Origin of the sequence: Pseudomonas sp. BS3767 (assembly GCF_900099665.1) — a bacterium.
Taxonomy (GTDB): domain Bacteria; phylum Pseudomonadota; class Gammaproteobacteria; order Pseudomonadales; family Pseudomonadaceae; genus Aquipseudomonas; species Aquipseudomonas cerasi.
The window spans coordinates 146,172-173,097 of sequence record NZ_FNCX01000010.1; the positions used below are offsets into that span (position 1 = coordinate 146,172).

The 26,926-nt window shown below is 61.2% G+C and carries 26 protein-coding genes; 12 read left to right on the forward strand and 14 right to left on the reverse strand.

The features are described from left to right. The first annotated feature begins 62 nt into the window (after positions 1–62). Both BLR16_RS24225 and BLR16_RS24230 read left to right on the forward strand, forming a co-directional pair. Positions 63–614, forward strand: a complete 552-nt coding sequence (locus tag BLR16_RS24225; RefSeq protein WP_003432729.1) for a DNA-3-methyladenine glycosylase I — start codon at positions 63–65, stop codon at positions 612–614. Positions 615–652: 38 nt separating this feature from the next. Then, the gene (locus BLR16_RS24230; protein WP_074809036.1) at positions 653–1,540 is read left to right on the forward strand and encodes a lysophospholipid acyltransferase; all 888 of its coding nucleotides are present in this window, start codon (positions 653–655) and stop codon (positions 1,538–1,540) included. A 72-nt stretch (positions 1,541–1,612) separates the two neighbouring features. On the opposite strand, the gene BLR16_RS24235 is transcribed toward BLR16_RS24230, so the two are convergent. The 5 genes from BLR16_RS24235 to def form a co-directional block, all read right to left on the reverse strand. Then, positions 1,613–3,976 (reverse strand): FdhF/YdeP family oxidoreductase, encoded by a 2,364-nt coding sequence (locus tag BLR16_RS24235; protein WP_074809038.1) that lies wholly within the window; start codon positions 3,974–3,976, stop codon positions 1,613–1,615. A 154-nt stretch (positions 3,977–4,130) separates the two neighbouring features. After that, positions 4,131–5,504 carry a Trk system potassium transporter TrkA gene (gene trkA, locus BLR16_RS24240; RefSeq protein WP_003367803.1) on the reverse strand — a complete coding sequence of 458 codons (1,374 nt, stop codon included), beginning with the start codon at positions 5,502–5,504 and terminating at the stop codon, positions 4,131–4,133. A gap of 4 nt (positions 5,505–5,508) precedes the next feature. Further along, the gene (gene rsmB / locus BLR16_RS24245; protein ID WP_129446498.1) at positions 5,509–6,834 is read right to left on the reverse strand and encodes a 16S rRNA (cytosine(967)-C(5))-methyltransferase RsmB; all 1,326 of its coding nucleotides are present in this window, start codon (positions 6,832–6,834) and stop codon (positions 5,509–5,511) included. Beyond that, on the reverse strand, positions 6,831–7,775 hold the full coding sequence (fmt, locus tag BLR16_RS24250; protein ID WP_003367799.1) for a methionyl-tRNA formyltransferase: 945 nt from the start codon (positions 7,773–7,775) through the stop codon (positions 6,831–6,833). The genes rsmB and fmt overlap by 4 nt, the downstream gene beginning before the upstream one ends. Before the next feature lie 53 nt (positions 7,776–7,828). Next, positions 7,829–8,335, reverse strand: a complete 507-nt coding sequence (gene def, locus BLR16_RS24255; RefSeq protein WP_002551333.1) for a peptide deformylase — start codon at positions 8,333–8,335, stop codon at positions 7,829–7,831. Positions 8,336–8,460: 125 nt separating this feature from the next. Here def and BLR16_RS24260 point away from each other — a divergent pair, with 125 nt between their 5' ends. The 3 genes from BLR16_RS24260 to BLR16_RS24270 all read left to right on the forward strand — a co-directional run bounded on the left by BLR16_RS24260 (position 8,461) and on the right by BLR16_RS24270 (position 11,324). Then, a complete protein-coding gene (locus BLR16_RS24260; RefSeq protein ID WP_003367793.1) occupies positions 8,461–9,486 on the forward strand; it encodes a LysM peptidoglycan-binding domain-containing protein in 1,026 nt (341 codons plus the stop codon). 123 nt (positions 9,487–9,609) lie between these two features. Beyond that, entirely contained in the window at positions 9,610–10,728 is a 1,119-nt protein-coding gene (dprA, locus tag BLR16_RS24265) for a DNA-processing protein DprA (RefSeq protein WP_044309645.1), read from the forward strand. A gap of 38 nt (positions 10,729–10,766) precedes the next feature. Further along, the gene (locus BLR16_RS24270) at positions 10,767–11,324 is read left to right on the forward strand and encodes an L-threonylcarbamoyladenylate synthase type 1 TsaC (RefSeq protein ID WP_003340101.1); all 558 of its coding nucleotides are present in this window, start codon (positions 10,767–10,769) and stop codon (positions 11,322–11,324) included. A 36-nt stretch (positions 11,325–11,360) separates the two neighbouring features. Here the strand turns inward: BLR16_RS24270 and BLR16_RS24275 are convergent, their stop codons facing one another. After that, a complete protein-coding gene (locus tag BLR16_RS24275; protein ID WP_074809040.1) occupies positions 11,361–12,338 on the reverse strand; it encodes an NADPH:quinone reductase in 978 nt (325 codons plus the stop codon). Between the two features lie 171 nt (positions 12,339–12,509). Between BLR16_RS24275 and hemF the strand changes: the two genes are divergently transcribed. Both hemF and aroE read left to right on the forward strand, forming a co-directional pair. Next, on the forward strand, positions 12,510–13,424 hold the full coding sequence (gene hemF / locus BLR16_RS24280; protein ID WP_003401477.1) for an oxygen-dependent coproporphyrinogen oxidase: 915 nt from the start codon (positions 12,510–12,512) through the stop codon (positions 13,422–13,424). A 51-nt stretch (positions 13,425–13,475) separates the two neighbouring features. Then, positions 13,476–14,300, forward strand: a complete 825-nt coding sequence (gene aroE, locus BLR16_RS24285; RefSeq protein WP_074809042.1) for a shikimate dehydrogenase — start codon at positions 13,476–13,478, stop codon at positions 14,298–14,300. A gap of 241 nt (positions 14,301–14,541) precedes the next feature. Here the strand turns inward: aroE and BLR16_RS24290 are convergent, their stop codons facing one another. From BLR16_RS24290 to betC, 3 genes are all read right to left on the reverse strand, one after another. Next, positions 14,542–16,110, reverse strand: a complete 1,569-nt coding sequence (locus BLR16_RS24290) for a SulP family inorganic anion transporter (RefSeq protein WP_074809044.1) — start codon at positions 16,108–16,110, stop codon at positions 14,542–14,544. 170 nt (positions 16,111–16,280) lie between these two features. After that, positions 16,281–17,207: a choline ABC transporter substrate-binding protein gene (locus BLR16_RS24295; RefSeq protein ID WP_003367786.1), complete on the reverse strand. Its 927-nt coding sequence runs from the start codon at positions 17,205–17,207 to the stop codon at positions 16,281–16,283. Between the two features lie 36 nt (positions 17,208–17,243). Then, the gene (betC, locus tag BLR16_RS24300; protein ID WP_074809047.1) at positions 17,244–18,749 is read right to left on the reverse strand and encodes a choline-sulfatase; all 1,506 of its coding nucleotides are present in this window, start codon (positions 18,747–18,749) and stop codon (positions 17,244–17,246) included. Positions 18,750–18,863: 114 nt separating this feature from the next. On the opposite strand from betC, the gene BLR16_RS24305 reads away from it, so the two are divergent. Both BLR16_RS24305 and BLR16_RS24310 read left to right on the forward strand, forming a co-directional pair. Further along, positions 18,864–19,814, forward strand: coding sequence for a choline sulfate utilization transcriptional regulator (locus tag BLR16_RS24305; RefSeq protein WP_074809049.1), 951 nt, complete (start codon positions 18,864–18,866; stop codon positions 19,812–19,814). Positions 19,815–19,959: 145 nt separating this feature from the next. Further along, positions 19,960–20,784, forward strand: a complete 825-nt coding sequence (locus BLR16_RS24310) for an alpha/beta fold hydrolase (protein WP_074809053.1) — start codon at positions 19,960–19,962, stop codon at positions 20,782–20,784. 154 nt (positions 20,785–20,938) lie between these two features. On the opposite strand, the gene BLR16_RS24315 is transcribed toward BLR16_RS24310, so the two are convergent. From BLR16_RS24315 to trpB, 3 genes are all read right to left on the reverse strand, one after another. Continuing rightward, entirely contained in the window at positions 20,939–21,469 is a 531-nt protein-coding gene (locus BLR16_RS24315) for an anti-virulence regulator CigR family protein (protein ID WP_044309652.1), read from the reverse strand. Positions 21,470–21,594: 125 nt separating this feature from the next. Beyond that, positions 21,595–22,404, reverse strand: coding sequence for a tryptophan synthase subunit alpha (gene trpA, locus BLR16_RS24320; RefSeq protein ID WP_003432715.1), 810 nt, complete (start codon positions 22,402–22,404; stop codon positions 21,595–21,597). Next, on the reverse strand, positions 22,401–23,630 hold the full coding sequence (gene trpB / locus BLR16_RS24325; protein WP_003367769.1) for a tryptophan synthase subunit beta: 1,230 nt from the start codon (positions 23,628–23,630) through the stop codon (positions 22,401–22,403). The genes trpA and trpB overlap by 4 nt, the downstream gene beginning before the upstream one ends. A gap of 79 nt (positions 23,631–23,709) precedes the next feature. Between trpB and BLR16_RS24330 the strand changes: the two genes are divergently transcribed. Next, positions 23,710–24,666 (forward strand): LysR family transcriptional regulator, encoded by a 957-nt coding sequence (locus BLR16_RS24330; protein WP_065348757.1) that lies wholly within the window; start codon positions 23,710–23,712, stop codon positions 24,664–24,666. Here the strand turns inward: BLR16_RS24330 and BLR16_RS24335 are convergent, their stop codons facing one another. Next, on the reverse strand, positions 24,667–24,993 hold the full coding sequence (locus BLR16_RS24335) for an ElaB/YgaM/YqjD family protein (RefSeq protein ID WP_003318456.1): 327 nt from the start codon (positions 24,991–24,993) through the stop codon (positions 24,667–24,669). 165 nt (positions 24,994–25,158) lie between these two features. On the opposite strand from BLR16_RS24335, the gene BLR16_RS24340 reads away from it, so the two are divergent. Together BLR16_RS24340 and BLR16_RS24345 are read left to right on the forward strand one after the other, a co-directional pair. Further along, positions 25,159–25,374, forward strand: coding sequence for a dodecin (locus tag BLR16_RS24340; RefSeq protein WP_003318455.1), 216 nt, complete (start codon positions 25,159–25,161; stop codon positions 25,372–25,374). Between the two features lie 146 nt (positions 25,375–25,520). Beyond that, on the forward strand, positions 25,521–25,745 hold the full coding sequence (locus BLR16_RS24345) for a DUF1161 domain-containing protein (RefSeq protein ID WP_003318454.1): 225 nt from the start codon (positions 25,521–25,523) through the stop codon (positions 25,743–25,745). Between the two features lie 137 nt (positions 25,746–25,882). On the opposite strand, the gene BLR16_RS24350 is transcribed toward BLR16_RS24345, so the two are convergent. Then, positions 25,883–26,884, reverse strand: a complete 1,002-nt coding sequence (locus BLR16_RS24350; RefSeq protein WP_003367765.1) for an LLM class flavin-dependent oxidoreductase — start codon at positions 26,882–26,884, stop codon at positions 25,883–25,885. Positions 26,885–26,926 lie beyond the last annotated feature (42 nt).

The window sequence follows — 26,926 nt, forward strand, 5'->3', positions numbered from 1 at the left end:
GCTGCGATTCAAAGAGCGGGAGTATACCCGATTCGGCCGCACGTCCACTCCTTGGGAGCCCTATGACACGCTGCTTTTGGTGCAACGAAGACCCCCTGTACATCGCTTATCACGATCAGGAGTGGGGAGTGCCGCTGCGCGATGCGCAGAAGCTCTTCGAGTTGCTTTTGCTCGAAGGGTTCCAGGCCGGGCTGTCGTGGATCACGATTCTCAAGCGGCGGGCGCGTTATCGCGAAGTGCTGCACGGCTTTGACGTCGAGCGCCTGGCGCAGTTGAGCGATGCCGAAATAGAGACGCTGATGCTCGATCCGAGCATCATCCGCAACCGCCTCAAGCTCAAGGCCGTGCGCACCAATGCGCGGGCCTGGCTGGCGCTGGAAGACCCGGTCGCGCTGCTCTGGTCGTTTGTCGGCGGTACACCGAAGATCAATCACTTCAAGGATCGCAGCGAAGTCCCGGCGATTACCGCCGAGGCCGAAGCAATGAGCAAGGCACTTAAAAAGGCCGGTTTCACCTTTGTCGGCCCGACCATCTGTTATGCCTACATGCAGGCCAGCGGCATGGTCATGGACCACACCGTCGATTGCGATCGGTATGCGATCCTGAGCCGCTGACGGTTACACTACCCGCCTCGAGAATCTGGGAGTCATCTGTGGATAAGTTCAAAGGCGCCGTAATGGTCGGGGCGTTGCGATTGTTTGCGCTGTTGCCGTGGCGCGCGGTGCAGTGGGCAGGCACCGCGATTGGCTGGCTGATGTGGAAGCTGCCCAACCGTTCGCGGGAAGTGGTACGGATCAACCTGTCCAAGTGTTTCCCCGAGTTGAGCGAGCCGGAGCTGGAAAAGCTCGTTGGCCGCAGCCTGATGGACATCGGCAAGACCCTGACCGAAAGCGCCTGTGCGTGGATCTGGCCAGCACAGAAATCGATCGACCTGGTGCGTGAAGTCGAAGGGCTCGATGTGCTCAAGGATGCGCTGGCGTCCGGCAAGGGCGTAGTCGGCATCACCAGTCACCTGGGCAACTGGGAAGTGCTCAATCACTTCTATTGCAGCCAGTGCAAGCCGATCATTTTCTATCGTCCACCCAAGCTGAAAGCCGTGGACGACCTGTTGCGCAAGCAGCGTGTGCAGTTGGGCAACCGGGTTGCGGCGTCGACCAAGGAAGGCATTCTCAGTGTCATCAAGGAAGTGCGCAAAGGCGGCTCGGTGGGTATTCCGGCCGATCCGGAGCCGGCCGAATCAGCGGGCATCTTCGTGCCCTTCTGCGGCACCCAGGCGCTGACCAGCAAGTTCGTACCGAACATGCTGGCAGGCGGCAAGGCAGTCGGTGTATTCCTGCACGCCATGCGCCTGCCGGACGGCTCGGGTTACAAAGTGGTACTCGAAGCGGCTCCGGAAGCCATGTACAGCACCGACACCGAAACCTCGGCAGCGGCGATGAGCAAAGTGGTCGAGAAATACGTGCGGGCTTACCCTAGCCAGTACATGTGGACCATGAAACGCTTCAAGAAACGCCCGCCAGGCGAAGCGCGCTGGTACTAGATAGAAAGGACTGGACGCAGAGCGTCCGGAACGGCGTGCCCACGCTGGAGCATGGGCACGATAGTGTTTCCCTCAACTGGCCGCCGCAATCAACCCGCGCCGCTCCAGCGCCACCTGAGTGCCCTCCGGACTCATCCGCACCAGGTTCACCGGGATGGATTTGGCCGCAGGAGTGTTGCCATGTTTATCCCGGTTGGCCAGTGGCAGCAGGCCGTTGGTTTCCGGGTAATACGCTGCGCAGCAACCCTGCGGCACGTCGTAGGGTATGACCTTGAAACCCGCTGCACGCCGCGCCGTGGTCGGGTCGAGCGCCGTCTGAAACTCGATGTAGTCCCCGGCTTTCAGCCCCAGGCGTTCGATGTCCTGCGGGTTGAGCATCACCACCATGCGGTCGCCAAAGATGTCCCGATAACGGTCGTCGTTGGAATACACCGTGGTGTTGAACTGGTCATGGCTGCGGATCGTCATCAACTGCAGATGCTCGGCGCCCGGCGGCGTGTCGTCTTCGTCGTAGATGCCTTCGGGAAAGAGGAAGTTGGCCTTGCCCGACTCGGTGTCCCACTTGCGCTCACTGGCGGCATTGGGCAATCGAAAACCTCCGGGTTCTAGGATGCGCTGATTGAAATCGTAAAACTGCTCGGGCAATACTTCTTCGATCTTGTCGCGAATCCTGGCGTAGTCACCCACGTAGCTGTCCCAGTCCACCTTGGGGTTGGGCGCAAGCGTCGCTTTGGCGATACCGGCAATGATGGCGATTTCGGAAATCAGATGTTTCGACGCAGGCTCGAGCATGCCGGTCGAGCCGTGCACCATCGACATCGAGTCCTCCACCGTAATGGTTTGCGCCACACCGTTCTGCAGGTCGCGTTCCGAACGCGCCACGCATGGCAGCAGAAAGGCCTTCTGTCCATGTACCGTCGCACTGCGGTTGAGCTTGGTGTTGACCAGCACCGTCATTTTCAGGCGGCTGACGGTCGGGCAGATCACATCGGTGTCCGGGATGGCGCGGAAGAAATTGCCGCCCATGGAAATGAGTGCTTCCACCTCGCCACGCAACAGGGCTTCGCAGGTCTCGGCCACGGCGTGGCCTTTTTTTCTGGACGCCTCAAAACCGAACACCTTGCTCATGCTGGCCAGAAACGGTTCGCCGGCCTTTTCATAGATGCCCATCGTCCTGTCGCCCTGTACGTTGGAATGCCCGCGCACCGGGCAAGCCCCTGCACCGAGCTTGCCGATGTTGCCGCGCAACAGCAGCAGGTTGATGATCTGCTGCATGGCATCACCGCCACGCTTGTGCTGAGTGATGCCCATCCCCCAGCAGCAGATGACTCCCTTCGAACGCTTATAAACCGCAGCCACCTCTTCGATGGCCTGACGCGTCAGACCCGAATGGCGCTCGATGATGTCCCAGGGCAACTGTCGGCAATAATCGGCGTACTGCTCGAAGCCATGGGTGTGTTCTTCAATGAACGCCACGTCGAGGACGCGCGGCAGGTTTTCACGCTGCGCCACGTCATCGGCTTCGATCACGGCCTTGCAAACGCCTTGCAGGGCGATCATGTCGCCGCCGATCCTGACCTGATGGTACTGCGAGCTGATTTCCACCCCATGCAGACTGAGCATGTCGCGCGGGTCCTGCGGCGCCGCAAAGCGTACCAGCGCCCTTTCCCGCAGCGGGTTGAACGAGATGATGCTTGCGCCCCGGCGTGCGGCGGCGTGCAGCTCGGACATCATGCGCGGGCTGTTGGTCCCGGGGTTCTGGCCGATGATAAAAATCGCGTCGGCGTTCTCGAAATCTTCCAGCGTCGTGGTGCCTTTGCCGACCCCGATCGACTCGGGCAGCGCCGCAGTGGTGGTTTCATGGCACATATTCGAGCAGTCAGGGAAGTTGGCCATGCCGTACAGCCGACCGAACAGCTGATACAGAAAGGCGGCTTCGTTCGACGTGCGTCCGGAGGTGTACAGCTCCAGTTTCCACGGATCGCTCAGGCCGCGCAGCTCTGCGCCGATCTCGGCGAACGCTTCGTCCCAGGTGACGGGCAGGTATTTGTCACTGGCAGCGTCGTAGCGCATCGGCTCGGTAATACGGCCTTCTGCTTCCAGCGCGTGATCGCTCCAGGTCGCCAGTTCGCTGACCGTATGCCGGGCGAAGAACTCGGGCGTCACGCGTTTCCTGGTCGATTCCCAGGCCAGTGCCTTGGCACCGTTCTCACAGTATTCAAAGGTGTGCGGTTTCTTCGGGTCCGGCCAGGAGCAACTGGGGCAATCGAAGCCGCCAGGCTTGTTCATGGACATCAGTGTGCGGTTGCCCTTGATCAGCACATGCTGGTGCAACAGGTGCTTGTTGACCGCACTGAGCGCAGGCCAGCCACCCGCCGGTGTGCCGTCAGTCTGTGAGCCTTGAAGCGGGGCCGGGGAATTTTCCGATTCGGACATGGGGTGCGTTCTCTCTCATAAAGCCCGTGCAGGCATGAAGCTCGTGTGTCTGAGATGCACGGGCTCAGAGAGAATTCGCCCGAGTCGACGAGCGTTGCCGACAGGGCGCGTCGGCAAGAGGTTCAGTCAGGGTCACACCCTGTTCAGGAGCGGTTCAGAAAAAGCTCAGGCCGACCTGAAACAGCCGCTCAACCTCGCGGATGCACTTCTTGTCCACAAGGAACATGATCACATGGTCACCGGATTCGATCACGGTGATGTCATGGGCGATAAGCACCTGTTCGTCGCGGATGACTGCGCCGATTGCCGTACCGGTCGGCAGGTTGATGTCCTTGATGGCGCGGCCCACCACCTTGCTGGATTTCGAGTCGCCGTGAGCGACAATCTCGATGGCTTCGGCTGCACCGCGTCGCAGCGAATGCACGCTGACGATATCACCACGGCGCACGTGGGCCAGCAGCGTGCCGATGGTTGCCAACTGCGGGCTGACCGCAACGTCGATTTCGCCACCCTGCACCAGATCGACGTAGGCCGGGTTATTGATCAGCGTCATCACCTTGCGCGCGCCCAGACGCTTGGCCAGCAGCGACGACATGATGTTGGCTTCATCGTCGTTGGTCAGCGCCAGGAACAGGTCGGTGTTGCCGATGTTTTCTTCCAGCAGCAGGTCGCGGTCCGATGAGCTGCCCTGCAGCACCACCGTGCTGTCCAGATGCTCCGACAGATAGCGGCAGCGCGCCGGGCTCACTTCGATGATCTTCACCTGATAGCGGCTTTCGATGGCTTCAGCCAGACGCTCGCCGATGTTGCCGCCACCGGCGATGACGATACGTTTGTAGTTCTCGTCCAGGCGCCGCAGCTCTCCCATCACGGCACGAATATCAGCCTTGGCGGCGATGAAAAACACCTCGTCATCGGCTTCGATGACCGTGTCGCCATGCGGCAGTATCGCCCGGTCGCGGCGATAGATCGCCGCGATGCGCGTTTCGACATTCGGCATGTGCGCTCGTAGCTGGCGCAACGGCTGACCGACCAGTGCGCCGCCGTAATAGGCTTTGACCGCGACCAGTTGCGCTTTGCCTTCGGCGAAGTCGATCACCTGCAGCGCACCGGGGTATTCGATCAGACGTTTGATGTAGTTGGTGACGACCTGCTCCGGACTGATCAGCACGTCGACCGGGATCGCGTTTTTATCGAACAGGCCAGCGCGTGTCAGGTACGCCGCTTCACGAATGCGCGCGATCTTGGTCGGCGTGTGGAACAGCGTGTGGGCAACCTGACAGGCGATCATGTTGGCTTCGTCGCTGCTGGTCACCGCGACCAGCATGTCGGCGTCGTCCGCGCCGGCCTGACGCAACACCGCCGGGTAGGAGCCTTTGCCCTGCACGGTGCGGATGTCCAGGCGGTCGCCCAGATCGCGCAACCGGTCGCCGTCAGTGTCGACCACGGTGATGTCATTGGCTTCGCCCGCCAGATGCTCGGCCAGCGTACCGCCTACCTGTCCTGCACCCAGAATGATGATTTTCACGCGCTTACTCCCGCGCCGCCGCGATCTTGATCAGTTTGGCGTAGTAGAAACCATCGTGGCCGCCTTGCTGGGCCAGCAGCTGGCGACCATGGGCTTGCTTGATACCCGCGGGCGGCTGTCCTGCCTGCCCGGCGATGTCCAGCTCTCTGGCCCCGGAGGTACGCGCCAGAAACGCCCCGATGACGTCGGTGTTTTCGGTCGGCAGTGTCGAGCAGGTCGCGTACACCAGCATGCCGCCTACCTGCAGCGTAGGCCACAACGCATCGAGCAGCTCGCCCTGCAAGGCCGCCAGCGCGACGATGTCGTCTGCCTGACGAGTCAGTTTGATGTCCGGATGACGACGAATCACGCCAGTCGCCGAGCACGGTGCGTCGAGCAGGATGCGCTGGAACGGTTTGCCGTCCCACCACTGCGCTGTCTCGCGTGCATCGGCGGCGATCAGCTCGGCATCCAGGCCCAGGCGATCAAGGTTTTCACGCACGCGCACCAGACGCTTGGCTTCCAGATCCACCGCTACCACGCCGCTTAGTTGCGGCTGCACTTCCAGCAAGTGGCAGGTCTTGCCGCCCGGCGCGCAGCAGGCATCGAGTACCCGTTGCCCGGGGGCCAGCTCCAGCAGGTCGGCGGCCAGTTGCGCGGCTTCGTCCTGCACGCTGATCCAGCCTTCGGCAAAACCGGGCAGTGAGCGCACATCGCACGGCTCGGCGAGCACGATGCCGTCCTGACTGAATGTGCACGCACTGGCTTGCAGGCCGGCAGTGTTGAGCAGTTCGAGGTATTGATCGCGACGGTGATGGCGTCGGTTGACGCGCAAAATCATCGGCGGGTGTGCATTGTTGGCCGCGCAGATGGCTTCCCACTGTTCCGGCCAGGCGGCTTTCAGGGCTTTCTGCAGCCAGCGCGGGTGGGCTGTACGCACCACCGGGTCGTGTTCCAGCTCGATCAGCAGCGCCTCGCCGTCACGTTGCGCATTGCGCAGCACGGCGTTGAGCAAGCCTTTGGCCCAGGGCTTTTTCAATTTGTCGGCGCAGCCCACGGTTTCACCGATGGCGGCGTGGGCCGGAATGCGGCTGTAGAACAGCTGATAAAGACCGACCAGCAACAAGGCTTCAACGTCGGCGTCGGCGGCCTTGAAGGGCTTTTGCAGCAGCTTGGCCGCCAGAGCCGACAGGCGCGGCTGCCAGCGCGCGGTGCCGAATGCCAGGTCTTGAGTCAGACCACGATCACGCACCTCGACCTTGTCCAGTTGAGTGGGCAACGAGCTGTTCAGCGAGGCCTTGCCGCTGAGCACGGCAGCCAGTGCCTTGGCGGCGGCCAGACGCGGGTTCATTGGCCCAGCACCGTGCCGATGGCAAATTTCTCGCGGCGGCTGTTGAACAGATCCGTGAAGTTCAGCGGCTTGCCGCCCGGCAATTGCAGACGGGTCAGGCGTAGCGCGTTCTGACCGCACGCGACGATCAGGCCATCCTTGCTGGCGCCAAGAATCGTCCCCGGCGCGCCCTGCCCTTCGGCCAGATCGGCTGTCAGGACTTTCAGGGTTTCTTCGTTTAGCGTGCTGTGGCAGATCGGCCAGGGGTTGAAGGCGCGGACCAGGCGCTCAAGCTCATCGGCCGGACGTGTCCAGTCCAGGCGCGCTTCGTCCTTGTTCAGCTTGTGGGCGTAGTTGGCCAGGCTGTCATCCTGAACCTCGCCGACCAGCGAACCTTCCGCCAGACCGGCAATGGCCTGCAACACAGCCGGCGGACCGAGTTCGGCCAGGCGATCATGCAGCGTGCCGCCCGTGTCCTGCGCGGTGATCGGGGTAACGGCCTTGAGCAGCATCGGCCCGGTGTCCAGGCCCGCTTCCATGCGCATCACCGTTACGCCGCTCTCGGCATCACCGGCCTGTACCGCGCGCTGAATCGGCGCCGCACCACGCCAGCGCGGCAGCAGCGACGCGTGGCTGTTGATACAGCCCAGGCGCGGAATATCCAGCACCACTTGCGGCAGGATCAGGCCGTAGGCGACGACCACCATCAAATCGGGTTGCAGCGCTGCCAGTTCGGCCTGCGCGTCAGGATCGCGCAGCGTTGGCGGCTGCATGACCGGTACGTCATGTTGCAGCGCCAGTTGCTTGACCGGGCTGGGCATCAGCTTTTGTCCACGACCGGCCGGGCGATCGGGCTGGGTGTACACGGCGACGATCTGGTGAGTGCTGTCGAGCAGGGCCTTGAGGTGTTCGGCGGCGAATTCCGGGGTGCCGGCGAAGACGATGCGCAGTGGCTCAGTCATGGAGTTCTCATTATAAAAAAAGGCCTGTTCAGGCCTTTTGGGGTAACGACGGATCAGGCGTTGAGCTTGTGCTGCTTTTCGAGCTTCTTCTTGATCCGGTCACGCTTGAGGTTGGAAAGGTAATCGACGAACAGCTTGCCGTTCAGGTGATCGCATTCATGCTGGATACAGATGGCGAGCAGGCCCTCGGCAACCAGTTCGTAAGGCTTGCCGTCACGGTCCAGCGCCTTGACGCGAACCTTTTGCGGGCGGTCGACGTTTTCGTAGAAACCGGGAACCGACAGGCAGCCTTCCTGATACTGATCCATTTCGTCGGTCAGCTTTTCGATTTCAGGATTGATGAAGACCCGCGGTTCGCTGCGGTCTTCGCTCAGGTCCATGACGACCACGCGCTTGTGGACGTTGACCTGAGTCGCGGCCAGGCCAATACCTGGCGCTTCGTACATGGTTTCAAACATGTCGTCGACCAACTGGCGAATGCCTTCGTCTACCATCGCCACAGGTTTGGCGATAGTGCGCAGGCGCGAATCGGGAAATTCGAGGATGTTTAGAATGGCCATATACGTAAGAGCTGCACTGTTAAGGTAAAGTCAATGTTGGGTGCCGGGCCCGGGAGTTCAAGGCAGGCAGCCCAGGACAGGACTCTAGGGTTCGCGTGAGGCAACATGATAAAGGGATTCACCGCATGAGGAAATCACTACTCGCCCTGCTGCTGCTGACCGCCAGCGGTCTTGCGCAGGCGCAAGTGCAACTCAGGGAAGGCTATCCGCAAAGCTACACCGTTGTCGCCGGGGACACACTCTGGGACATTTCCGGCAAGTTCTTGCGTGAACCGTGGAAATGGCGCGAGATCTGGCGGGCCAATCCGCAAGTCCATGATCCCGACCTGATCTACCCCGGTGACACCCTCGCGTTGACCTGGGTCGATGGTCAGCCGCGCGTGACGCTCAATCGGGGCGAGTCGCGCGGGACCATCAAATTGTCACCGCGTGTGCGCAGTACGCCGATGGTCGAGGCCATTCCGAGCATTCCGCTGGGGGCGATCAACGCATTCCTGATCAGCAACCGGATTGTCGACAACGCCGAGCAGTTCGAGAAAGCCCCCTACATCGTTGCGGGCAATGCCGAGCGCGTGCTCAGTGGCAACGGTGATCGTGCCTATGCACGGGGCGCGCTGGACCCGGCGCACAGCGTCTATGGCATCTTCCGTCAGGGCAAGACCTACATCGATCCGGAGACCAAGGAAGTACTGGGCATCAACGCCGATGACGTCGGCAGCGCCGAGGTGGTTGCCACCGAAGGTGACGTCTCGACCCTGATTCTGCAGCGCTCCACGCAGGAAGTGCGTCTGGGCGATCGCTTGTTCAGCAGCGAAGAGCGGGCCATCAACTCGACGTTCCTGCCCAGCGCTCCGCAGGCGCCGATAGAAGGTTTGATTCTGGATGTGCCACGCGGCGTCACTCAGGTCAGCGTGCTGGATGTGGTCACGCTCGACAAGGGCAAACGCGACGGTCTGACCGAGGGCAACGTGCTGGCGATCTACAAGACCAGCGAAACCGTGCGCGACCGAATCACCGGTGAGCTGGTAAAAATCCCCGACGAACGGGCCGGGCTGCTGATGGTTTTCCGTACCTACGACAAGCTTAGTTACGCCTTGGTCCTGCAAGCCAACCGATCTTTGGCCATCATGGACAAGGTTCGCAATCCGTAGACGCATGTTTCAGATCTGACACGGATTTGTGTGACGAACCAGACACTTATCAAATTGTTGTCAACAGAGTTATCCACAGGTTTGTGCATCACTTGAGATGCACGATGGATCAGGGACGATCTCATGCCATTGTTCGAAAATGCCCTCTCTTCGCCTGCAGAGCTGGAAGCGCGTTTGCGCGTGCACCGCTTGCCCGAGATAGGGCCGAAACGCTTTTCCAGACTGATTGAAGCTTTCGGTTCGGCCTCGTCGGCGCTCAGTGCGCCGGCCAGCGCATGGCGTGCGCTGGGCATTCCAGGTGTCTGTGCCGAGGCGCGTCGTGACCCCTCCGTACGTGATGGCGCCAGTGCCGCATTGGCCTGGCTGGAGCGTCCGGCCCAGCATTTGCTGATGTGGGACGACCCCGGCTACCCCGCGCTGCTGGCGCAGATCGCAGATCCACCGCCGCTGATCTTCATTGCCGGCGACCCTTCGATCCTTGAGCGTCCGCAACTGGGAATGGTCGGCAGTCGTCGCGCCTCCCGACCCGGACTCGACACCGCCAGCGCTTTTGCGCGCAGCCTGGCGGCTGCCGGTTTTGTGATCACCAGCGGCTTGGCGCGAGGTATTGACGGTGCCGCGCATCAGGGCGCATTGGATGTCGGGGGGCTTACAATCGGCGTGCTTGGCACCGGGCTCGAAAAACTTTATCCACAGCAGCACCGCGCGCTTGCAGCACAGATGGCGGCTCAGGGCGGCGCCGTGATTTCCGAGTTCCCGCTGGACGCCGCAGCACAGGCCAGCAACTTCCCGCGACGTAACCGAATCATCAGTGGCCTGTCGCTGGGCATACTGGTGGTCGAGGCCAGTGTTGCCAGCGGCTCATTGATTACCGCGCGGCTGGCCGCCGAGCATGGACGAGAGGTTTACGCGATACCCGGCTCGATTCATCACCCTGGCGCCAAGGGCTGTCATCAGTTGATACGAGACGGCGCGACACTGATCGAGACCGTCGAACACATTCTTGAAGGCTTGCAGCACTGGAAACGTGTTGCGCCCGGCATCGATCCCGTCACGCCGGCGAAGCCTGCCCCTTGCGATCATCCACTGCTGGCGCTGCTGCACGCCGCACCGCATACCAGCGAGGGGCTGTCGGTGTCATGCGGATGGCCATTACCCAAGGTATTGGCGGGCCTGACCGAACTGGAACTGGACGGACGCATAAGCTGTGAAGCAGGACGATGGTTCGCCAGAGCGCCCTGAGGTTAAACTGCCGCCAGGATTCAGTGGAGAGACAAACAATGGTCAGCAGTTGGCGAGTGCAACAAGCCGCTCAGGATATTCGAGCCGGTGCGGTGATTGCCTACCCGACCGAGGCAGTCTGGGGGCTTGGGTGCGATCCGTGGGATGAAGAAGCGGTCTATCGTCTGTTGGCGATCAAGTCACGGCCGGTGGAAAAAGGCCTGATCCTGATTGCCGACAACATTCGCCAGTTCGACTTCCTGTTCGAAGACTTCCCTGAACTGTGGCTCGACCGCATGGCCAGCACCTGGCCTGGGCCCAACACCTGGCTGGTACCGCATCAGAACCTGCTGCCCGAGTGGATCACCGGCATTCACGAAACCGTGGCGCTGCGTGTTACCGATCACCCGACCGTACGTGAACTGTGCGCACTGGTCGGTCCGTTGATCTCCACCTCGGCCAACCCGGCGGGTCGCCCGGCTGCGCGTTCGAGATTGCGCGTCGAGCAGTACTTCCGCGGGCAGATCGACGGGGTTCTCGGCGGCAGCCTGGGCGGGCGTCGAAACCCCAGCGTGATAAGGGATATCGCCACCGCGCAGATTGTGCGCGCCGGCTGACGCTGGCACACACAGTGCGCATTCAAGGGCAGACGATCAAGGAATCAGAATGGTCGAGCCGGTGGTACGCCGGGCCGACAGCTCGGTCTGCGCCTTGGCGGCTTCCTTCAGAGCATACTGCTGAATGCCGTCGACCTTGAGTTTGCCGCTGGCGAGCATGTCGAACAGCTCGTCCGCCATGGCCTGCAGGTTCTGCGCATTGTTGGCGTAAGAGCCCAGTGTCGGGCGGGTGACATACACCGAACCCTTTTGCGCCAGAATCCCGAGATTCACGCCCGAGACCGGCCCGGACGCATTGCCGAAGCTCACCACCAGCCCACGTGGTGCCACGCAGTCGAGTGACGTCAGCCAGGTGTCCTGGCCCACTCCGTCGTAGACCACCGGGCATTTCTTGCCGTCGGTCAGCTCCAGCACGCGCCTGGCGACATCTTCGTGACTGTAATCGATGGTTTCCCAGGCACCCAGCGCCTTGGCGTGCGCGGCCTTCTCCGGCGAACTGACCGTGCCGATCAGTTTGGCGCCCAGCGCCTTGACCCATTGGCAGGCCAGCGAACCCACACCACCCGCAGCAGCATGAAACAGAATGGTCTCGCCCGGCTTAACCTGATACGTCTGACGCAGCAGATACTGCACCGTCAGGCCCTTGAGCATCAGGGCTGCGGCCTGCTCGAAACTGATCGAGTCCGCCAGCTTCACCAGATTCGCTTCAGGCAGCACGTGCACTTCGCTGTACGCCCCCAGCGGCCCGGTGCCGTAAGCGACACGATCACCGACCTTGAAGCGCGTCACCTCGGCCCCCACCGCCTCGACCACCCCCGCCCCTTCGGCACCGAGGCCGGAAGGCAGCGACGGCGCCGGATACAGCCCGCTGCGGTAATAGGTATCGATGAAATTCAGGCCAATGGCCTTGTTACGCACAACCACCGCCTGCGGGCCCGGAGCCTGCGGCTCGAAATCGACATATTCAAGAACCTCGGGTCCTCCGACAGCGCTGAACTGGATACGCTTTGCCATGTGCTCTCTCCTTGATGGTTAAAACAAGCTGCGAAAGCCCCCATCGGACTCCATCCCCGGACCTTCGTCAACTGCCAGCCCGCGCCGCCGATGGTATGCTACGCGCCAATTTGCCTGCGCCTCTTTTGCTGCGAGGGCTCAGCCGTTTGACGTCAGCCGTAAGGGATCCTCATGAGTACCCGTACCGAGGCCGTAAAAGCCTACCTGCTCGACCTGCAAGACCGTATCTGCACTGCGCTTGAACAGGAAGATGGCAGCGCACACTTCATGGAAGATGCCTGGACGCGTCCGGCGGGCGGCGGTGGTCGCACGCGGGTGATCGAGAATGGCACGGTCATCGAGAAAGGCGGTGTCAATTTTTCCCATGTTTTCGGCAGCAATCTGCCGCCGTCTGCCAGCGCTCATCGGCCTGAACTGGCCGGGCGTGGTTTCGAGGCGCTGGGCGTGTCGCTGGTGATCCATCCGCACAACCCGCATGTGCCGACGTCCCACGCCAACGTGCGCTTCTTCATTGCCGAGAAAGAAGGTGAAGAGGCCGTCTGGTGGTTCGGTGGCGGTTTCGACCTGACGCCCTATTACGGCGTCGAGGAAGACTGCGTGCACTGGCACCGGGTCGCCGAGCGCGCCTGTGCGCCCTTCGGTGAGGATGTCTACCCGCGTTACAAGGCCTGGTGCGACAGTTACTTCCACCTCAAGCATCGCGATGAACCGCGCGGCATCGGAGGTCTGTTTTTCGATGACGTGAACCAGTGGGATTTCGACACCAGTTTCGCGTTCATTCGTGCTATCGGTGATGCGTTCATCAATGCGTATCTGCCGATCGTGCGGCGGCGCAAGGCGGCGGCCTATACCGTGCAGCAGCGTGAGTTTCAGGAATTCCGTCGTGGTCGCTACGTCGAGTTCAACCTGGTGTATGACCGCGGCACGTTGTTCGGTCTGCAATCGGGTGGGCGTACCGAATCGATCCTCATGTCGCTGCCGCCGCAAGTGCGTTGGGGTTATGACTGGAAGGCCGCGCCGGGCAGCGAAGAGGCGCGTCTGACCGAATACTTCCTCACTGATCGGGACTGGCTGGCCGAAAACTGAGCCGATTCACCGCCGCAAGGTGCTGCACACGCAAACAGATCAGGAACACACATGGACCAGTACGTCGTCTTTGGTAATCCCATCGGCCACAGCAAGTCGCCGTTGATTCATCGCCTGTTTGCCGAGCAAACCGGGCAAACGCTGGATTACCAGACCTCGCTGGCACCGCTGAACGATTTCACCGCGTTCGCTCAGGCGTTTTTCCAGGTCGGGCGCGGTGCCAACGTTACTGTGCCGTTCAAGGAAGAAGCCTGGCGCCTTGCCGACAGTCTGACCCAGCGTGCGCAGCGCGCCGGGGCGGTCAACACCCTGAGCAAGCTCGACGACGGAACCCTGCTGGGTGATAACACTGACGGTGCCGGGCTGGTACGTGATCTGACGGTCAATTGCGGTCGCAGCCTGCGTGGTCAGCGCATTCTGTTGCTGGGCGCAGGCGGTGCGGTGCGTGGTGCGCTGGAGCCGTTGCTTGCGCAACAGCCCGCTGCCTTGGTGATCGCCAATCGTACGGTCGAGAAAGCCGAACGACTGGCGCAGGAGTTTTCCGACCTCGGGCCGGTATTCGCCAGCAGCTACGACTGGCTTGAAGAGTCGGTGGACGTGATCATCAACGCCACCTCCGCCAGCCTGGCCGGAGAGTTGCCACCGATTGCGCCCAGCCTCATCCAGCCGGGAGTGACCTTCTGCTACGACATGATGTACAGCAACGAACCCACTGCTTTTTGCCGTTGGGCCACCGAACACGGCGCGGCGCAGGCGGTGGATGGTCTGGGCATGCTGGCCGAGCAGGCCGCAGAAGCCTTCCTGCTGTGGCGCGGTGTGCGTCCGGAATCGGCTCCGGTGCTGGCTGAGTTGCGCAGATTGCTGGCTGCGGGTTGATCGGCTATCTGCGGACTATCGTGTCAATGCTCCGAGTTATACACAAGTCCGCTTTTGATTCTGGCCGAAGCCGTGGGAGCGAACTTGTTCGCGAAGGCGGTATTTCAGATGATGTATTTTCGGCGATTATACCTGCCCTTTCGCGAACAAGTTCGCTCCCACGCCCTCCGGGCAGAAGCCAAATCTACGGGCTCATCGGGACCTTTGTAGAACGCAGAGCATCGCGACGATGATTCATGGCTCAATTCTCAAACAGAATCGGGCACTTCTCCGCCCCTTCCAGCTTGTGCAGTTCCTCGATCACTTGCGGCCTGGCATTGCGCAGGACCAGCACTCTGCCCTGCCGGCCCAGACGTCTGGCTTCCTGATGAAGCATCTCCACGCCTGAGTAATCGATGAAGTTGATCTGCTGCGCATCGATCACCACTCGCACACCTTCGGTACGTTGCAGGCGGGTTTGCAGGTAGTGGCTGGCGCCGAAGAAGATCGATCCGCCGACCCGCAGGACCTCCTCGTCGCCCTCGCGCCATTGCTGGACACGCGGTTGCGAGGTGCGCTTGAGGTAGAAAAACAGCGAGGCCAGTACACCGGCGTAGATCGCGGTTTGCAGCTCCAGCAGCAGGGTGGCCAGACAGGTCAGCGCCATCACGAAAAACTCGGCGCGGCTGACGCGGAACAGCGCACGAATGCCTCGGCGATCCACCAGCCCCCAACAGATCAGCAGAATTGAGGCGGCCATGGCCGGGATCGGAATGTGCGATATCAACGAGGCACCGGCGACCGCGAACAACGCTACCCATAGCGCGGAAAACACCCCCGCCAACGGCGAGCGCGCACCTGCCTCGTAACTCAATGCCGCACGGGTAAAAGACCCGGCTGACAGGTAGCCGGAGAACAGCGAGCCGACCATGTTCGACAGCCCCTGGGCACGCACTTCCTGATTGGCATTGAGCATCTGCTGCGAACGAGCTGACAGCGAGCGGGCAATCGACAGGCTGTTGACCAGCCCGAGCATGCCCACCGCCACGGCGGTCGGCAGCAGCTTGAGGATCAGTTCGAGATCCAGCGGCAACGGGCTGAAGGGCGGCAGATGGCCGACGAAGGCGCTGACCACACGGACATGGCCGAACATCGCCGGCCACAGCCACACCAGCAGGCTGCTCGACCCCAGTGCGATCAACAGCGTCGGCCAGCGAGGCACGAGAAGCTTGAGTCCGATACCCAGCGCCAGGGTCAACAGACCGAGCATCAGCGAAGACAGATCGACCTCACGCAGATGCTCGAGCACGGCGCTCATGCTTTTGAGCGCGGTGGTCTGACTCGGCAGATCAATGCCCAGCAGATTGGGCATCTGCCCCAGCGCAATCACCACCGCAGCGCCCAGCGTGAAACCCAGCACCACCGAGTGCGAAACGAAATTTACCAGTGCACCGAAGCGCATCATCCCCAGCAACAACTGAAATACGCCAGCGATGAAGGTCAGCAGCAGGATCAACATGATGTAGTCCTGACTGGCCGGGACGGCGAGCGGACTGACACTGGCGTACAGCACGATGGAGATAGCCGCAGTCGGCCCGCAGATCAGGTGCCAGGACGATCCCCACAGACAGGCCACGAGGACTGGAACAATCGCAGCGTAGAGGCCGTACTCAGGGGGCAGCCCGGCGATCAGTGCGTAAGCGATGGATTGCGGCAGTGCCAGAATGGCGCCACTCAGGCCCACTAGCGCGTCACGCCCGACGCTGGCGCGATTCTGCTGCGGCAGCCAGGCGAGAAAGGGTAGGAATTTATGGCGATTGAGCCAGCGCATCGGTCCCTCGGTTGAATTGAACGTAGAGGACGCAGAGCGCCCAGAACGGCACGTGGAGCATGGGCACGATAGTCGGACGCCTGTCGTTCCTCACGCTCCAGCGTGGGAATGCCTTGGGTGACGCTCCGCGTCACAGACCTTCGTCACGCAGCGCACTCAAGGCTTTACGCTTACAACCTAGCCTTCACCGCCGCCAGACCGTCCTTGCCATCAGCGGTCTGTACGCCCTCCAGCCACTTGTCCAGCACCGCCGGGTTGGCCTTGATCCAGGCTTTCGCCGCCTCGCTGTTGCTGACCTTCTTGTTGACCACTTCGGCCATGATGCTGTTTTCCATGTCCAGGGTGAAGCTCAGATTGGTCAGCAGCTTGCCGACGTTCGGGCAGGCTTGAGCATAACCCTTGCGGGTCAGTGTAAAGACCGAGCCGGTGTCGCCGAAATATTTCTCGCCGCCCTTGAGGTAGTGCATGCCCTTGATCTGCACGTTCATCGGGTGCGGCGTCCAGCCGAGGAACACCACAAAGGCTTTTTTCTTCACGTTGCGATTGACCTCGGCGAGCATCGCAGTCTCGCTGGATTCCACCAGCTTCCATTTGCCCAGGTCGAATTCGTTCTTCTTGATGATCTCCTGCAACGACAGGTTGGCAGGCGCACCGGAACCGATGCCGTAGATCTTCTTGTCGAACTTGTCAGCGAATTTGTTCAGGTCGGCAAAGTTATGCACACCGGCTTCCCAGACGTAATCCGGTACGGCCAGGGTGAATTCGGTGCCCTCCAGGTTTTTCGCCAGTTGCGTCACATCTCCGGTGGCCACGAACTTGTCGTAAAAGCCCTGCTGCGCCGGCATCCAGTTACCCAGAAACACATCCAGCTTGCCGTCTTTCAAACCGCCGTAGGCAATCGGCACGGCCAGGGTATCGACCTTGGGCGTGTAGCCCAGGCCCTCGAGGACCACGCTGGTAATGGCGTTGGTGGCCGCAATGTCACTCCAGCCGGGATCGGCCATCTTCACGGTGCTGCAACTGGCGTCCTCCGCCTGCGCTGCCAGGCTACCGAAGGTCATGACCGCGACCGCAACGGCTGTGGATAACTTCTTCATTGATGTACCCCTTTGGTTTTTTTGGTGTGGGCAGGGTCAAGGTTGCGGAAAACGTGCCTTGCGCTCCAGATCGTCCAGATCAATGTGGTTGCGCATGTACTGCTGACTGGCGTCGACCAGTGGCTGGTGATCCCAACTCTTCAGCTTGCCGGTTGCCAGCGATTTGGCGACGAAGCGCCTTCTGCGCTGACTGGCGAGCACCTGTTGGTGTATCGCCGGGATGTCCCACTTGGCCCGAGCTTCGGCCAGGAAGTCATTGAACAGCTTTTCATGGGCGGGTGACTGGCTCAGGTCCTTCTGCTCTTTCGGGTCCTTCTTCACATCGAACAGCAGGCACGGGTCCTGTTCCGAATAGATAAATTTGTACGCGCCACGACGGATCATCATCAGCGGGCTGGTGGTGCCTTCGGCCATGTATTCACCGAACACCTCGTCGTGCCCGCCCTTGCGTTTCAAATGCGGCATCAGCGAACGTCCGTCCAGTGGCAAACCGGCGTCCAGTTTGCCGCTGGCCATTTCGACGAAGGTCGGCAGCAGGTCGGCAGTCGACACCGACGCACTGACCCGTCCCGGTTTGAACTGGCCCGGCGCGTACACCACCAGCGGCACGCGCGCGGCCATTTCGAACCAGTGCATTTTGTACCAGAGGCCCTTCTCGCCCAGCATGTCGCCGTGATCGCCGGAGAACACCACGATGGTGTCTTCCGCCAGCCCGACTTCATCGAGCGTCTGCATCAGCTTGCCGACGTTGAGGTCGATGTAGCTGCACGCGCCAAAGTAGGCGCGGCGCGCATCATGAATCTTGTCGGTCGGCATGGGCTTGTCCCACAGGTCATAGACCTTGAGCAGCCGTTGCGAATGCGGGTCCAGCGCGGCCTGATTGGCGTGCGGCGGCGGCATCGGGATCTCTTCGTCGGCGTACAGGTCCCAGAACGGCTTGGGAATGGTGTACGGATCATGAGGATGAGTCATGGAAACGGTCAGGCAGAAAGGCGCATCACCGTCCTGGCGCACGTGGTCGTACAGATACTGCTGGGACTTGAACAGCACCTCTTCGTCGAAATCCAGCTGGTTGGTGCGAATGCACGGACCAGCCTGCAATACCGATGACATGTTGTGATACCAGCTTGGCCGCACATCCGGCTCGTCCCAATTGACTGACCAGCCATAGTCGGCCGGGTAGATGTCACTGGTCAGGCGTTCTTCGTAGCCATGCAACTGGTCCGGCCCGCAGAAATGCATCTTGCCTGCCAGGGCGGTCTTGTAGCCCAGCGCACGCAGGTAGTGGGCATAAGTAGGGATGTCGGCCGGGAAGTCAGCTGCGTTGTCGTACGCGCCGATCCTGCTCGGCAGCTGGCCGCTGACCAGGGTGAAGCGCGACGGCGCGCAAAGGGGGCTGTTGCAATACGCCGAGTCGAACACTACGCCATTGGCGGCCATGCGGCTCAGGTTCGGCATCAGAATCGGGGACCGGGCGTAAAACGGCAACATTGGCGCGGCCATTTGATCGGCCATGATGAACAGAATATTTTTGCGCTTCATGTAATCGCTGCATCCCATTGTGAAAAGTTATGCGAAAGTGCCGGGTATGAGGATGGAGTCCATACGTTTCAGGGTAAAGCCCATACACAGCAATACCTAGGATAAGCCCAGCTAATGTTTGAATCTTTCGGCGATGTGTCACTCGATCTGCTGCGTGCATTTGAAGTCGCGGCGCGTTTGCGCAGCTTCACAGCGGCAGCCCTCGAACTGGGCACGACACAGCCCGCTGTCAGCCAGCAGATCAAGCGCCTCGAAGAGCAACTCGCTACCCGTCTGTTCGACCGCATCTACCGTGGCATCGAATTGACCGACGCCGGTGAAGTGCTATTCAGCCATGTGCAGGCCGGGCTGCAATCCATCGACAGCGGATTGACAGCCATTACCGAACGCCACCAGCACGAAGTGCTTCAAGTGGCGACCGACTTCGCCTTCGCCGCCTACTGGCTGATGCCGCGTCTGCACCGTTTCCACAAGGTGAACCCGGACGTGGACGTCAGCCTGGTCACCAGCGAGCGTACCCACAGCATGTTACGTGCTGATATCGATGTTGCGGTGCTGTTCGGTGACGGGCGCTTCAAACAGGGCGAAAGCCACTGGCTGTTCAGCGAAGAGGTCTTCCCGGTGTGCAGCCCGCAACTGATCGCCGGGCGCCAGACGCCGCTGCCCAACGATGCGCTGCGCGACTTTCCACTCCTGCACCTGCGTGGCGAAAGCATCAACCACTGGTTCGACTGGGCGGGCGTATTCCGCGCGCTGGACATCCCTCAGGCCCCCGCGCCCGGTCAACTGCGCTTCGACAACTACACCCTGCTGATCCAGGCGGCCATCGGCGGACAGGGCATCGCCATCGGCTGGAAGCACTTGGTCGACGACCTGCTCGATCAGGGCCTGCTCTGCCGCCCTCTCGCCGGCGCGGCGATTTCCGGCCAGGGCTATTACGTCGTCCTGCCCCAGCGCAAACGCCGCGTGCAGATCGTTCAGCAATTCGTGGACTGGCTGGCCAGCGAGCAGGCGTTGAGCGGGGTTTCGCTGGCGGGCAGGCCATTGCCGTCGATTGCGGTGTAACATTGCCCCGCTGAAAAGTGACCGCTCGGTCCATCGCCGCGCGCACATCAACAAAATGGTCATGCATACGCGTGAATATCATCGGTGCCCTGCCCCAGGCTGCCTGAACCGAATGCTGAAAGACCAGAACAGAGGATCATCAGAAATGCCGGATCTACTCATCGACGGTAAGACACTTCACTATTCCGACCAGGGCACGGGCCCGGTGGTAGTGCTCGGTCACAGCTATCTCTGGGACAAGGCGATGTGGAGTGCACAGATTGATACCCTGGCCAGCCAGTATCGGGTGATCGTGCCGGATCTGTGGGGGCACGGAGATTCCAGCGGGTTTCCCGAAGGTACTCGCAACCTCGATGACCTGGCGCGGCATGCGCTGGCGCTGCTGGATCATTTGAATATCGAGCGTTGCAGCATCGTCGGGCTGTCGGTCGGCGGTATGTGGGGCGCAATCGCTGCACTGCTCGCGCCAGAGCGCATCACCGGGCTGGTGCTGATGGACACCTATCTGGGCAAAGAGACCGAAGCCAAGAAAGCCTATTACTTCTCGTTGCTCGACAAGCTGGAAGAGGTCGGGACCTTTCCTGAGCCGCTGCTGGATATCGTCGTACCGATTTTCTTCCGTCCCGGCATTGATCCGCAGTCGCCTGTGTACACGTCGTTTCGTGCAGCGCTTGCCAGCATGAATGCCGAGCAGTTGCGTCAGTCCGTCGTACCACTGGGAAGGATGATTTTCGGTCGTGATGACCGGCTCGGGTTGATCGAACAACTGAATGCCGACACCACGCTGGTAATGTGTGGCGATGCGGACATCCCGCGCCCGCCTGAAGAAACCCGCGAGATGGCCAGCCTGATCGGCTGCCCTTACGTGCTGGTGCCTGAGGCAGGGCATATCGCCAATCTGGAGAACCCGGATTTTGTGTCGGGAGCGCTGATGACGTTTTTGTCGCGGGTTAACCAGAAGCAGGGTTGAGCTGGGCTGGTTTCTGCGCTGGGCGGCCCTCAAGATCGGACGCGGAGCGTCCAGAACGGCATGCGACGCGGAGCGTCGCACGATAGTCGAGATTATCGTTCCTCACGCTCCAGCGTGGGAGTGCCTTGTTTGACGCTCCGCATAGCAGCACCCATCAATTCAACACACCATCCAGAATCGCGTAAACAATCCCAGAACCCACGGCGATCAGTACGACGTCGGTGCCCAGGCGGCGCCATTCGTAGCCGTCATAATGTGGCAGGTATTGCAGCGAGCGGCTGTCCAGGCGTTTGCCGTAACCAGGGGGCAACGGACGGCCCTTGGCGATGTGTACGCCAGGCGGCAGTGGCTGGCCCCGGCCGATGACGTCGCGGTGTTGCTGGAAGGTCTCGCGTACCGGGCCGAAATCCTGCGGTGGGCGGTTGCCGCCGCGGTTGTCCTGGTGGGCCTGTCTGCCTGGCTGGCTGGCCGGGCCTTTGTCCGGACCCCGGCCATTGTCATTGCCCGGTCCACGGTCATTGCCACGCTCGTTATGCCCGCCATTGCTCTGCGGCCCCGGCTGTTGAACGCCACGATTGTCGTCCGGGCCGTCACCGCGTTGATCCGGTGGTGCAGCTTGCAGCAGCGGACTGGCGCTGATCATCAAGATACCCAGTCCGGTGATAAAACGGTTTGGCAGTTTCATGGTGTTTCCTCGGCTTCACTCAATGCAGCAAAAAGGGGTTCATGACGCTGGTCATGAACCCCTTATGTCTTGCTACATAGAGCTGCCGCTCAGGCTTTGATTCCTCTGTATCAGAAACTTTACCCTCAGCGACGAGCGCTACGTACGCCCTCGGCCAGCGCCGCGCACAGCGTCAGCACGCCGTCGACGGCATGCTCCGGCGACTCGGCGCTGGCGATCTTGTCGACGAACGCCGAGCCCACGACCACGCCGTCAGCCAGACGCGCAATCGCCGCGGCCTGCTCGGGTGTGCGGATACCGAAACCGACGCTGATCGGCAGATCGGTGTGGCGGCGCAAGCGAGCGATGGCTTCAGTGACGTGCTCGGTGGTGGCCGAGCCAGCCCCGGTCACACCGGCGACCGACACGTAGTAAACGAACCCGGAACTGCGTTCCAGCACGCGCGGCAGGCGCGCATCATCGGTGGTCGGTGTGGTCAGACGGATGAAGTCGATGCCGGACGCCTGTGCAGGGGTCGCCAGCTCGGCGTCGTGCTCGGGTGGCAGGTCAACGATGATCAGACCGTCAACGCCCGCTTCCTTTGCCTGCGCCACGAAGGCTTCGACGCCAAAGCGGTGAATCGGGTTGTAGTAACCCATCAGCACAATCGGCGTGGTCTGATCGTCGACACGGAATTCGCTGACCATCTGCAGGGTTTTCTGCAGGGTCTGGCCAGCGTCCAGAGCACGCAGGGTCGCCAGCTGAATCGCCACACCGTCGGCCATCGGATCGGTGAACGGCATACCCAGCTCGATCACGTCAGCACCCGCCGCAGGCAGGCCTTTCAGGACTTTCAGCGAGGTGTCGTAGCCAGGGTCACCGGCGGTGATGAAGGTGACCAGCGCCGCACGACCTTCGGTTTTAAGCTGGGCGAAACGATGTTCTAGACGGCTCATACCAGCTGCTCCTGAGTGTGTTCGGCGGCTGCCATATGGTTCATGACGGTTTGCATGTCTTTGTCGCCGCGCCCGGACAGGCACACGACCATCAGGTGATCATCGCGCAGGTTGGTCGCGCGCTTCATGGCTTCAGCCAGGGCGTGAGCGGTTTCCAGCGCCGGGATGATGCCTTCGAGCAGGCAGCACTGATGGAAAGCATCCAGCGCTTCGTCATCGGTGATGCTGACGTATTCGACGCGCTTCACTTCGTGCAGGAATGCGTGTTCCGGGCCGATGCCTGGGTAGTCCAGACCGGCAGAGATCGAGTGCGCATCGGTGATTTGTCCGTCGCCGTCCTGCAGCAGGTAGGTACGGTTGCCGTGCAGCACGCCCGGTACGCCGCCGTTCAGGCTGGCCGCGTGCTTGTCGGTGCTGACGCCGTGACCGCCCGCTTCAACGCCGATGATTTCCACGCTGGCGTCATCCAGGAACGGATGGAACAGGCCCATGGCGTTGGAACCGCCGCCGACACAGGCGACCAGGCTGTCCGGCAGACGACCTTCCTTCTCCAGCATCTGCTCTTTGGTTTCCTTGCCGATGATGGCCTGGAAGTCACGGACCATCGCTGGGTACGGGTGCGGGCCTGCCACGGTGCCGATCAGGTAGAAGGTGTCGTCGACGTTGGTCACCCAGTCACGCAGCGCTTCGTTCATCGCATCTTTCAGGGTGCCGGTGCCGGAAGTGACCGGAACGATTTCAGCGCCCAGCAGCTTCATGCGGAACACGTTGGCCTGCTGACGCTCGATGTCGGTAGCACCCATGTAGATCACGCAAGGCAGACCGAAACGTGCAGCAACGGTAGCAGTGGCAACGCCGTGCATGCCGGCGCCGGTTTCCGCGATCAGGCGTTTTTTGCCCATGCGTTTGGCCAGCAGCACTTGGCCGATGCAGTTGTTGATCTTGTGCGCGCCGGTGTGATTGAGCTCTTCACGCTTGAAGTAGATTTTCGCGCCGCCACAGAACTCGGTCAGGCGCTCGGCGAAGTACAGCGGGTTTGGACGGCCCACGTAATCGCGCTGGAAGTAGGCCATCTCCTTGATGAATTCCGGGTCGGCTTTGGCGGCTTCGTACTCGCGGTTGAGGTCTAGCACCAGCGGCATCAGGGTTTCAGCCACGTAGCGGCCGCCGAATGAGCCGAACAGGCCATTGGCGTCGGGGCCGCTGCGGAAATTGGTCTGGGTCATGAAGTGCTCCAGTTGCAGTATTGGGCGAATGGGTTGAGCCGTATTGGCAATGAGTCCACTTTAACCAGCGCAAGGCTGGATGAAAACCGATAAGATCGCTGCAACTTGTCAGGAAAACTCACAGATCATGAGCCGCGACCTCCCTCCCCTCAATGCATTGCGCGCCTTTGAAAGCACTGCCCGGCTTGGCAGTGTCAGCCAGGCGGCCGAACAGCTGAACGTGACGCATGGTGCTGTCAGTCGCCAATTGAAAGTGCTTGAAGAACACCTGGGTGTAAGCCTGTTCAGCAAGGACGGACGAGGCCTGAAACTCACAGATGCAGGTATTCGCCTACGCGATGTCAGCGGCGACGCGTTCGACCGGCTGCGCGGCGTGTGTGCAGAACTGAGCAAGGGCAGCGCAGATGCGCCGTTCGTGTTGGGTTGCTCCGGCAGCCTGCTGGCGCGCTGGTTCATCCCGCGCTTGAGTCGCCTGAATGCCGAGCTGCCGGACCTGCGTCTGCACCTGTCGGCAGGTGAAGGTGATCTTGACCCGCGTCGGCCAGGTCTTGATGCCCTGCTGATATTTGCCGAGCCGCCGTGGCCGGCAGACATGCAGGTATTCGAACTGGCAAGCGAGCGGATCGGACCGGTGTTGAGCCCACGCTTCGCGCGATTCGAGCGCTTGTGCGATGCACCTGCCGAGACGTTGCTGGAAGAATCGTTGCTGCAAACCACATCGCGTCCGCAGGCGTGGCCGAGCTGGGCGCAGCAGAACGGCATCGATCCGCAGTCATTGCGTTACGGGCAGGGTTTCGAGCATTTGTATTATTTGCTGGAGGCGGCCGTGGCGGGCCTTGGCATTGCAATTGCGCCCGAGCCTCTGGTCATCGATGACCTGAAGGCCGGTCGCCTGGCTGCGCCTTGGGGGTTCAGTGAAACCCCGGCGCAGCTGGCGCTTTGGGTACCCAGACGTGCGGCCGATGGACGGGCGCAGCAGCTTGCTCAGTGGTTAAAAAATGAGCTGAAGCGGTCCGGGGAACCGATCAAAAACTGATCAGTTACCGCGCTTGAACAGCATGTAGGCAGCGATCAGGCCGATGGCACCTACCGCAACGCCGGCGGTGGTCCAAGGGTGTTCCTGAGCGTAGTCGCGGGTTGCCAGTGCGTTTTCGCGGGTTTTCTCTTTAACGTCTTCGTAGACATCGCTGAGCAGGCTGCGCGAGTGGCTCAGCGCGCTTTCAGCGTTGGCTTTCAGATTCTTCAGTGTCTTGCGCGACTCGTCGGTAGCGTCGGCTTTCAGGCCCTCGAGGGACTTCAGGAGGCTCTCGATTTCAGCTTCCATACTCTGCAACGAGGCTTTGCGAAGTGACGTAGTAGCCATGGTGTTTCTCCTGCAATGATGAGTGGGCGTGTTGTTTCGGACTCCGGGCTTTTTGGAAAGTGCGATGGGATTTTTGCAAAGGTCTGAACTTTTGCGCGCCTTCTCCTGACAGAAGCAGGGAGCGCGCTCTATATCGCGTCTTTTTCAGACCTCAGGAGAACTGCCATGTCGGATCATCACACGTACAAGAAAGTTGAAATCGTAGGCTCTTCCACGACCACTATCGAAGACGCCATCAACAATGCCCTGGCTGAAGCCAGCAAAAGCCTCGACCTGATGGAATGGTTTGAAGTGACCGAAACCCGCGGCCATATCGAAAACGGCAAAGTCGCGCACTTCCAGGTGACGTTGAAAGTGGGCTTCCGCATCACCAACAGCTGAGGGTGATCTGAACCTTTCGGCTGGCCGATTGCCATAAGCTGCGCTACACGCAAATGTGGCCACGCGTTCGATGTGTGAGCGTGGGGATTTTCAATGGGCGCCTGTTCCGATGGCGTCTTCATTTGGCCGGACGAGAGGGATTACCCATGAAGAAGTTTTTGTTGGCTGTAGGCTTGCTGAGCATTGCAGGCACTGCCCTCGCGGCAGGCAAGCCATGTGAAGAGTTGAAAAGTGAACTCGACGCAAGACTTCAGGCGAAGGGCGTAACGTCCTACACGCTGGAAGTGGTCGAGAAAGGCAGCGCGGCCGACAAGCAAGTCGTCGGCACCTGCGAAGGCGGCACCAAGGAAATCGTTTACCAGCGCGGTTGATTGCCAGCCAGGCCCGGCTCAGGCCGGTTGGCCCGGTCAATCCCGTTTGCAGGTTTCACGAACAGCATCGCCCCGGACTGTCATCCAGTCTGGGGCGATGCTGTTTCTGGCTGGTTTTTTCCGATTCGGAAAGTCGCTTAGCCGTGCGCGACCTGGGCCAGGATCTCGTAAGAGCGCAGCCTGTCTTCGTGCTCGTACATGTCGCAGGTGAAGAGCAACTCGTCCGCGTCGGTCTGCTCGAGCAGCACGTCCAGTTTGGCGCGAATCTTTTCCGGGCCACCCACCATCGCCAGCCCCAGGAAGCTTGCTACGGCTTCACGCTCGTGTGGCAGCCACAGGCCGTCCATCGACTCGACAGGCGGGCGCTGCATCAGGCTGTGCCCACGCATCAACGCCAGAATGCGCTGATAGACCGACGTCGCCAGGTATTCGGCGTGCTCGTCCGTGTCGGCCGCCGACAGGGGCACCCCGAGCATCACATAAGGCTTGTCGAGCACTTCCGATGGCTGGAAGTGATTGCGATACACGCGAATCGCCTCGTGCATGTAACGCGGTGCAAAGTGCGATGCGAAGGCATACGGCAAGCCGCGCATGCCTGCCAGCTGGGCGCTGAACAGGCTCGAGCCCAGCAGCCAGATCGGCACGTTGGTGTTTGAACCGGGTACGGCGATCACTTTTTGATCAGGCGTGCGCGGCCCCAGGTATTCCATCAGCTCGGTGACATCATCCGGAAAGTCATCGGCACTGCCGGAGCGCTCGCGGCGCAAGGCACGCGCAGTCATCTGGTCGGAGCCCGGAGCGCGGCCCAGTCCCAGGTCGATGCGGCCGGGATACAGGCTGGCCAGGGTACCGAACTGCTCGGCAATCACCAGCGGCGCGTGGTTGGGCAGCATGATCCCGCCAGCCCCGACACGAATGGTCGACGTGCCGCCTGCCAGGTAGGCGAGCAGCACCGAGGTCGCTGAACTGGCGATGCCGTCCATGTTGTGGTGCTCGGCCACCCAGAAGCGGTTGTAACCCAGCTTTTCAACATGCTGGGCAAGGTTGAGCGAGTTGCGCAGGGAATCGGCGGGCCCTTTGTCGTGGCGCACCGGCACCAGATCAAGGGTGGAAATTTTTACATCTGCCAAACGTTTCATAGGCCGGGGTAGCTCCTCGAATTGTGATGGGCCGGCTGCTGG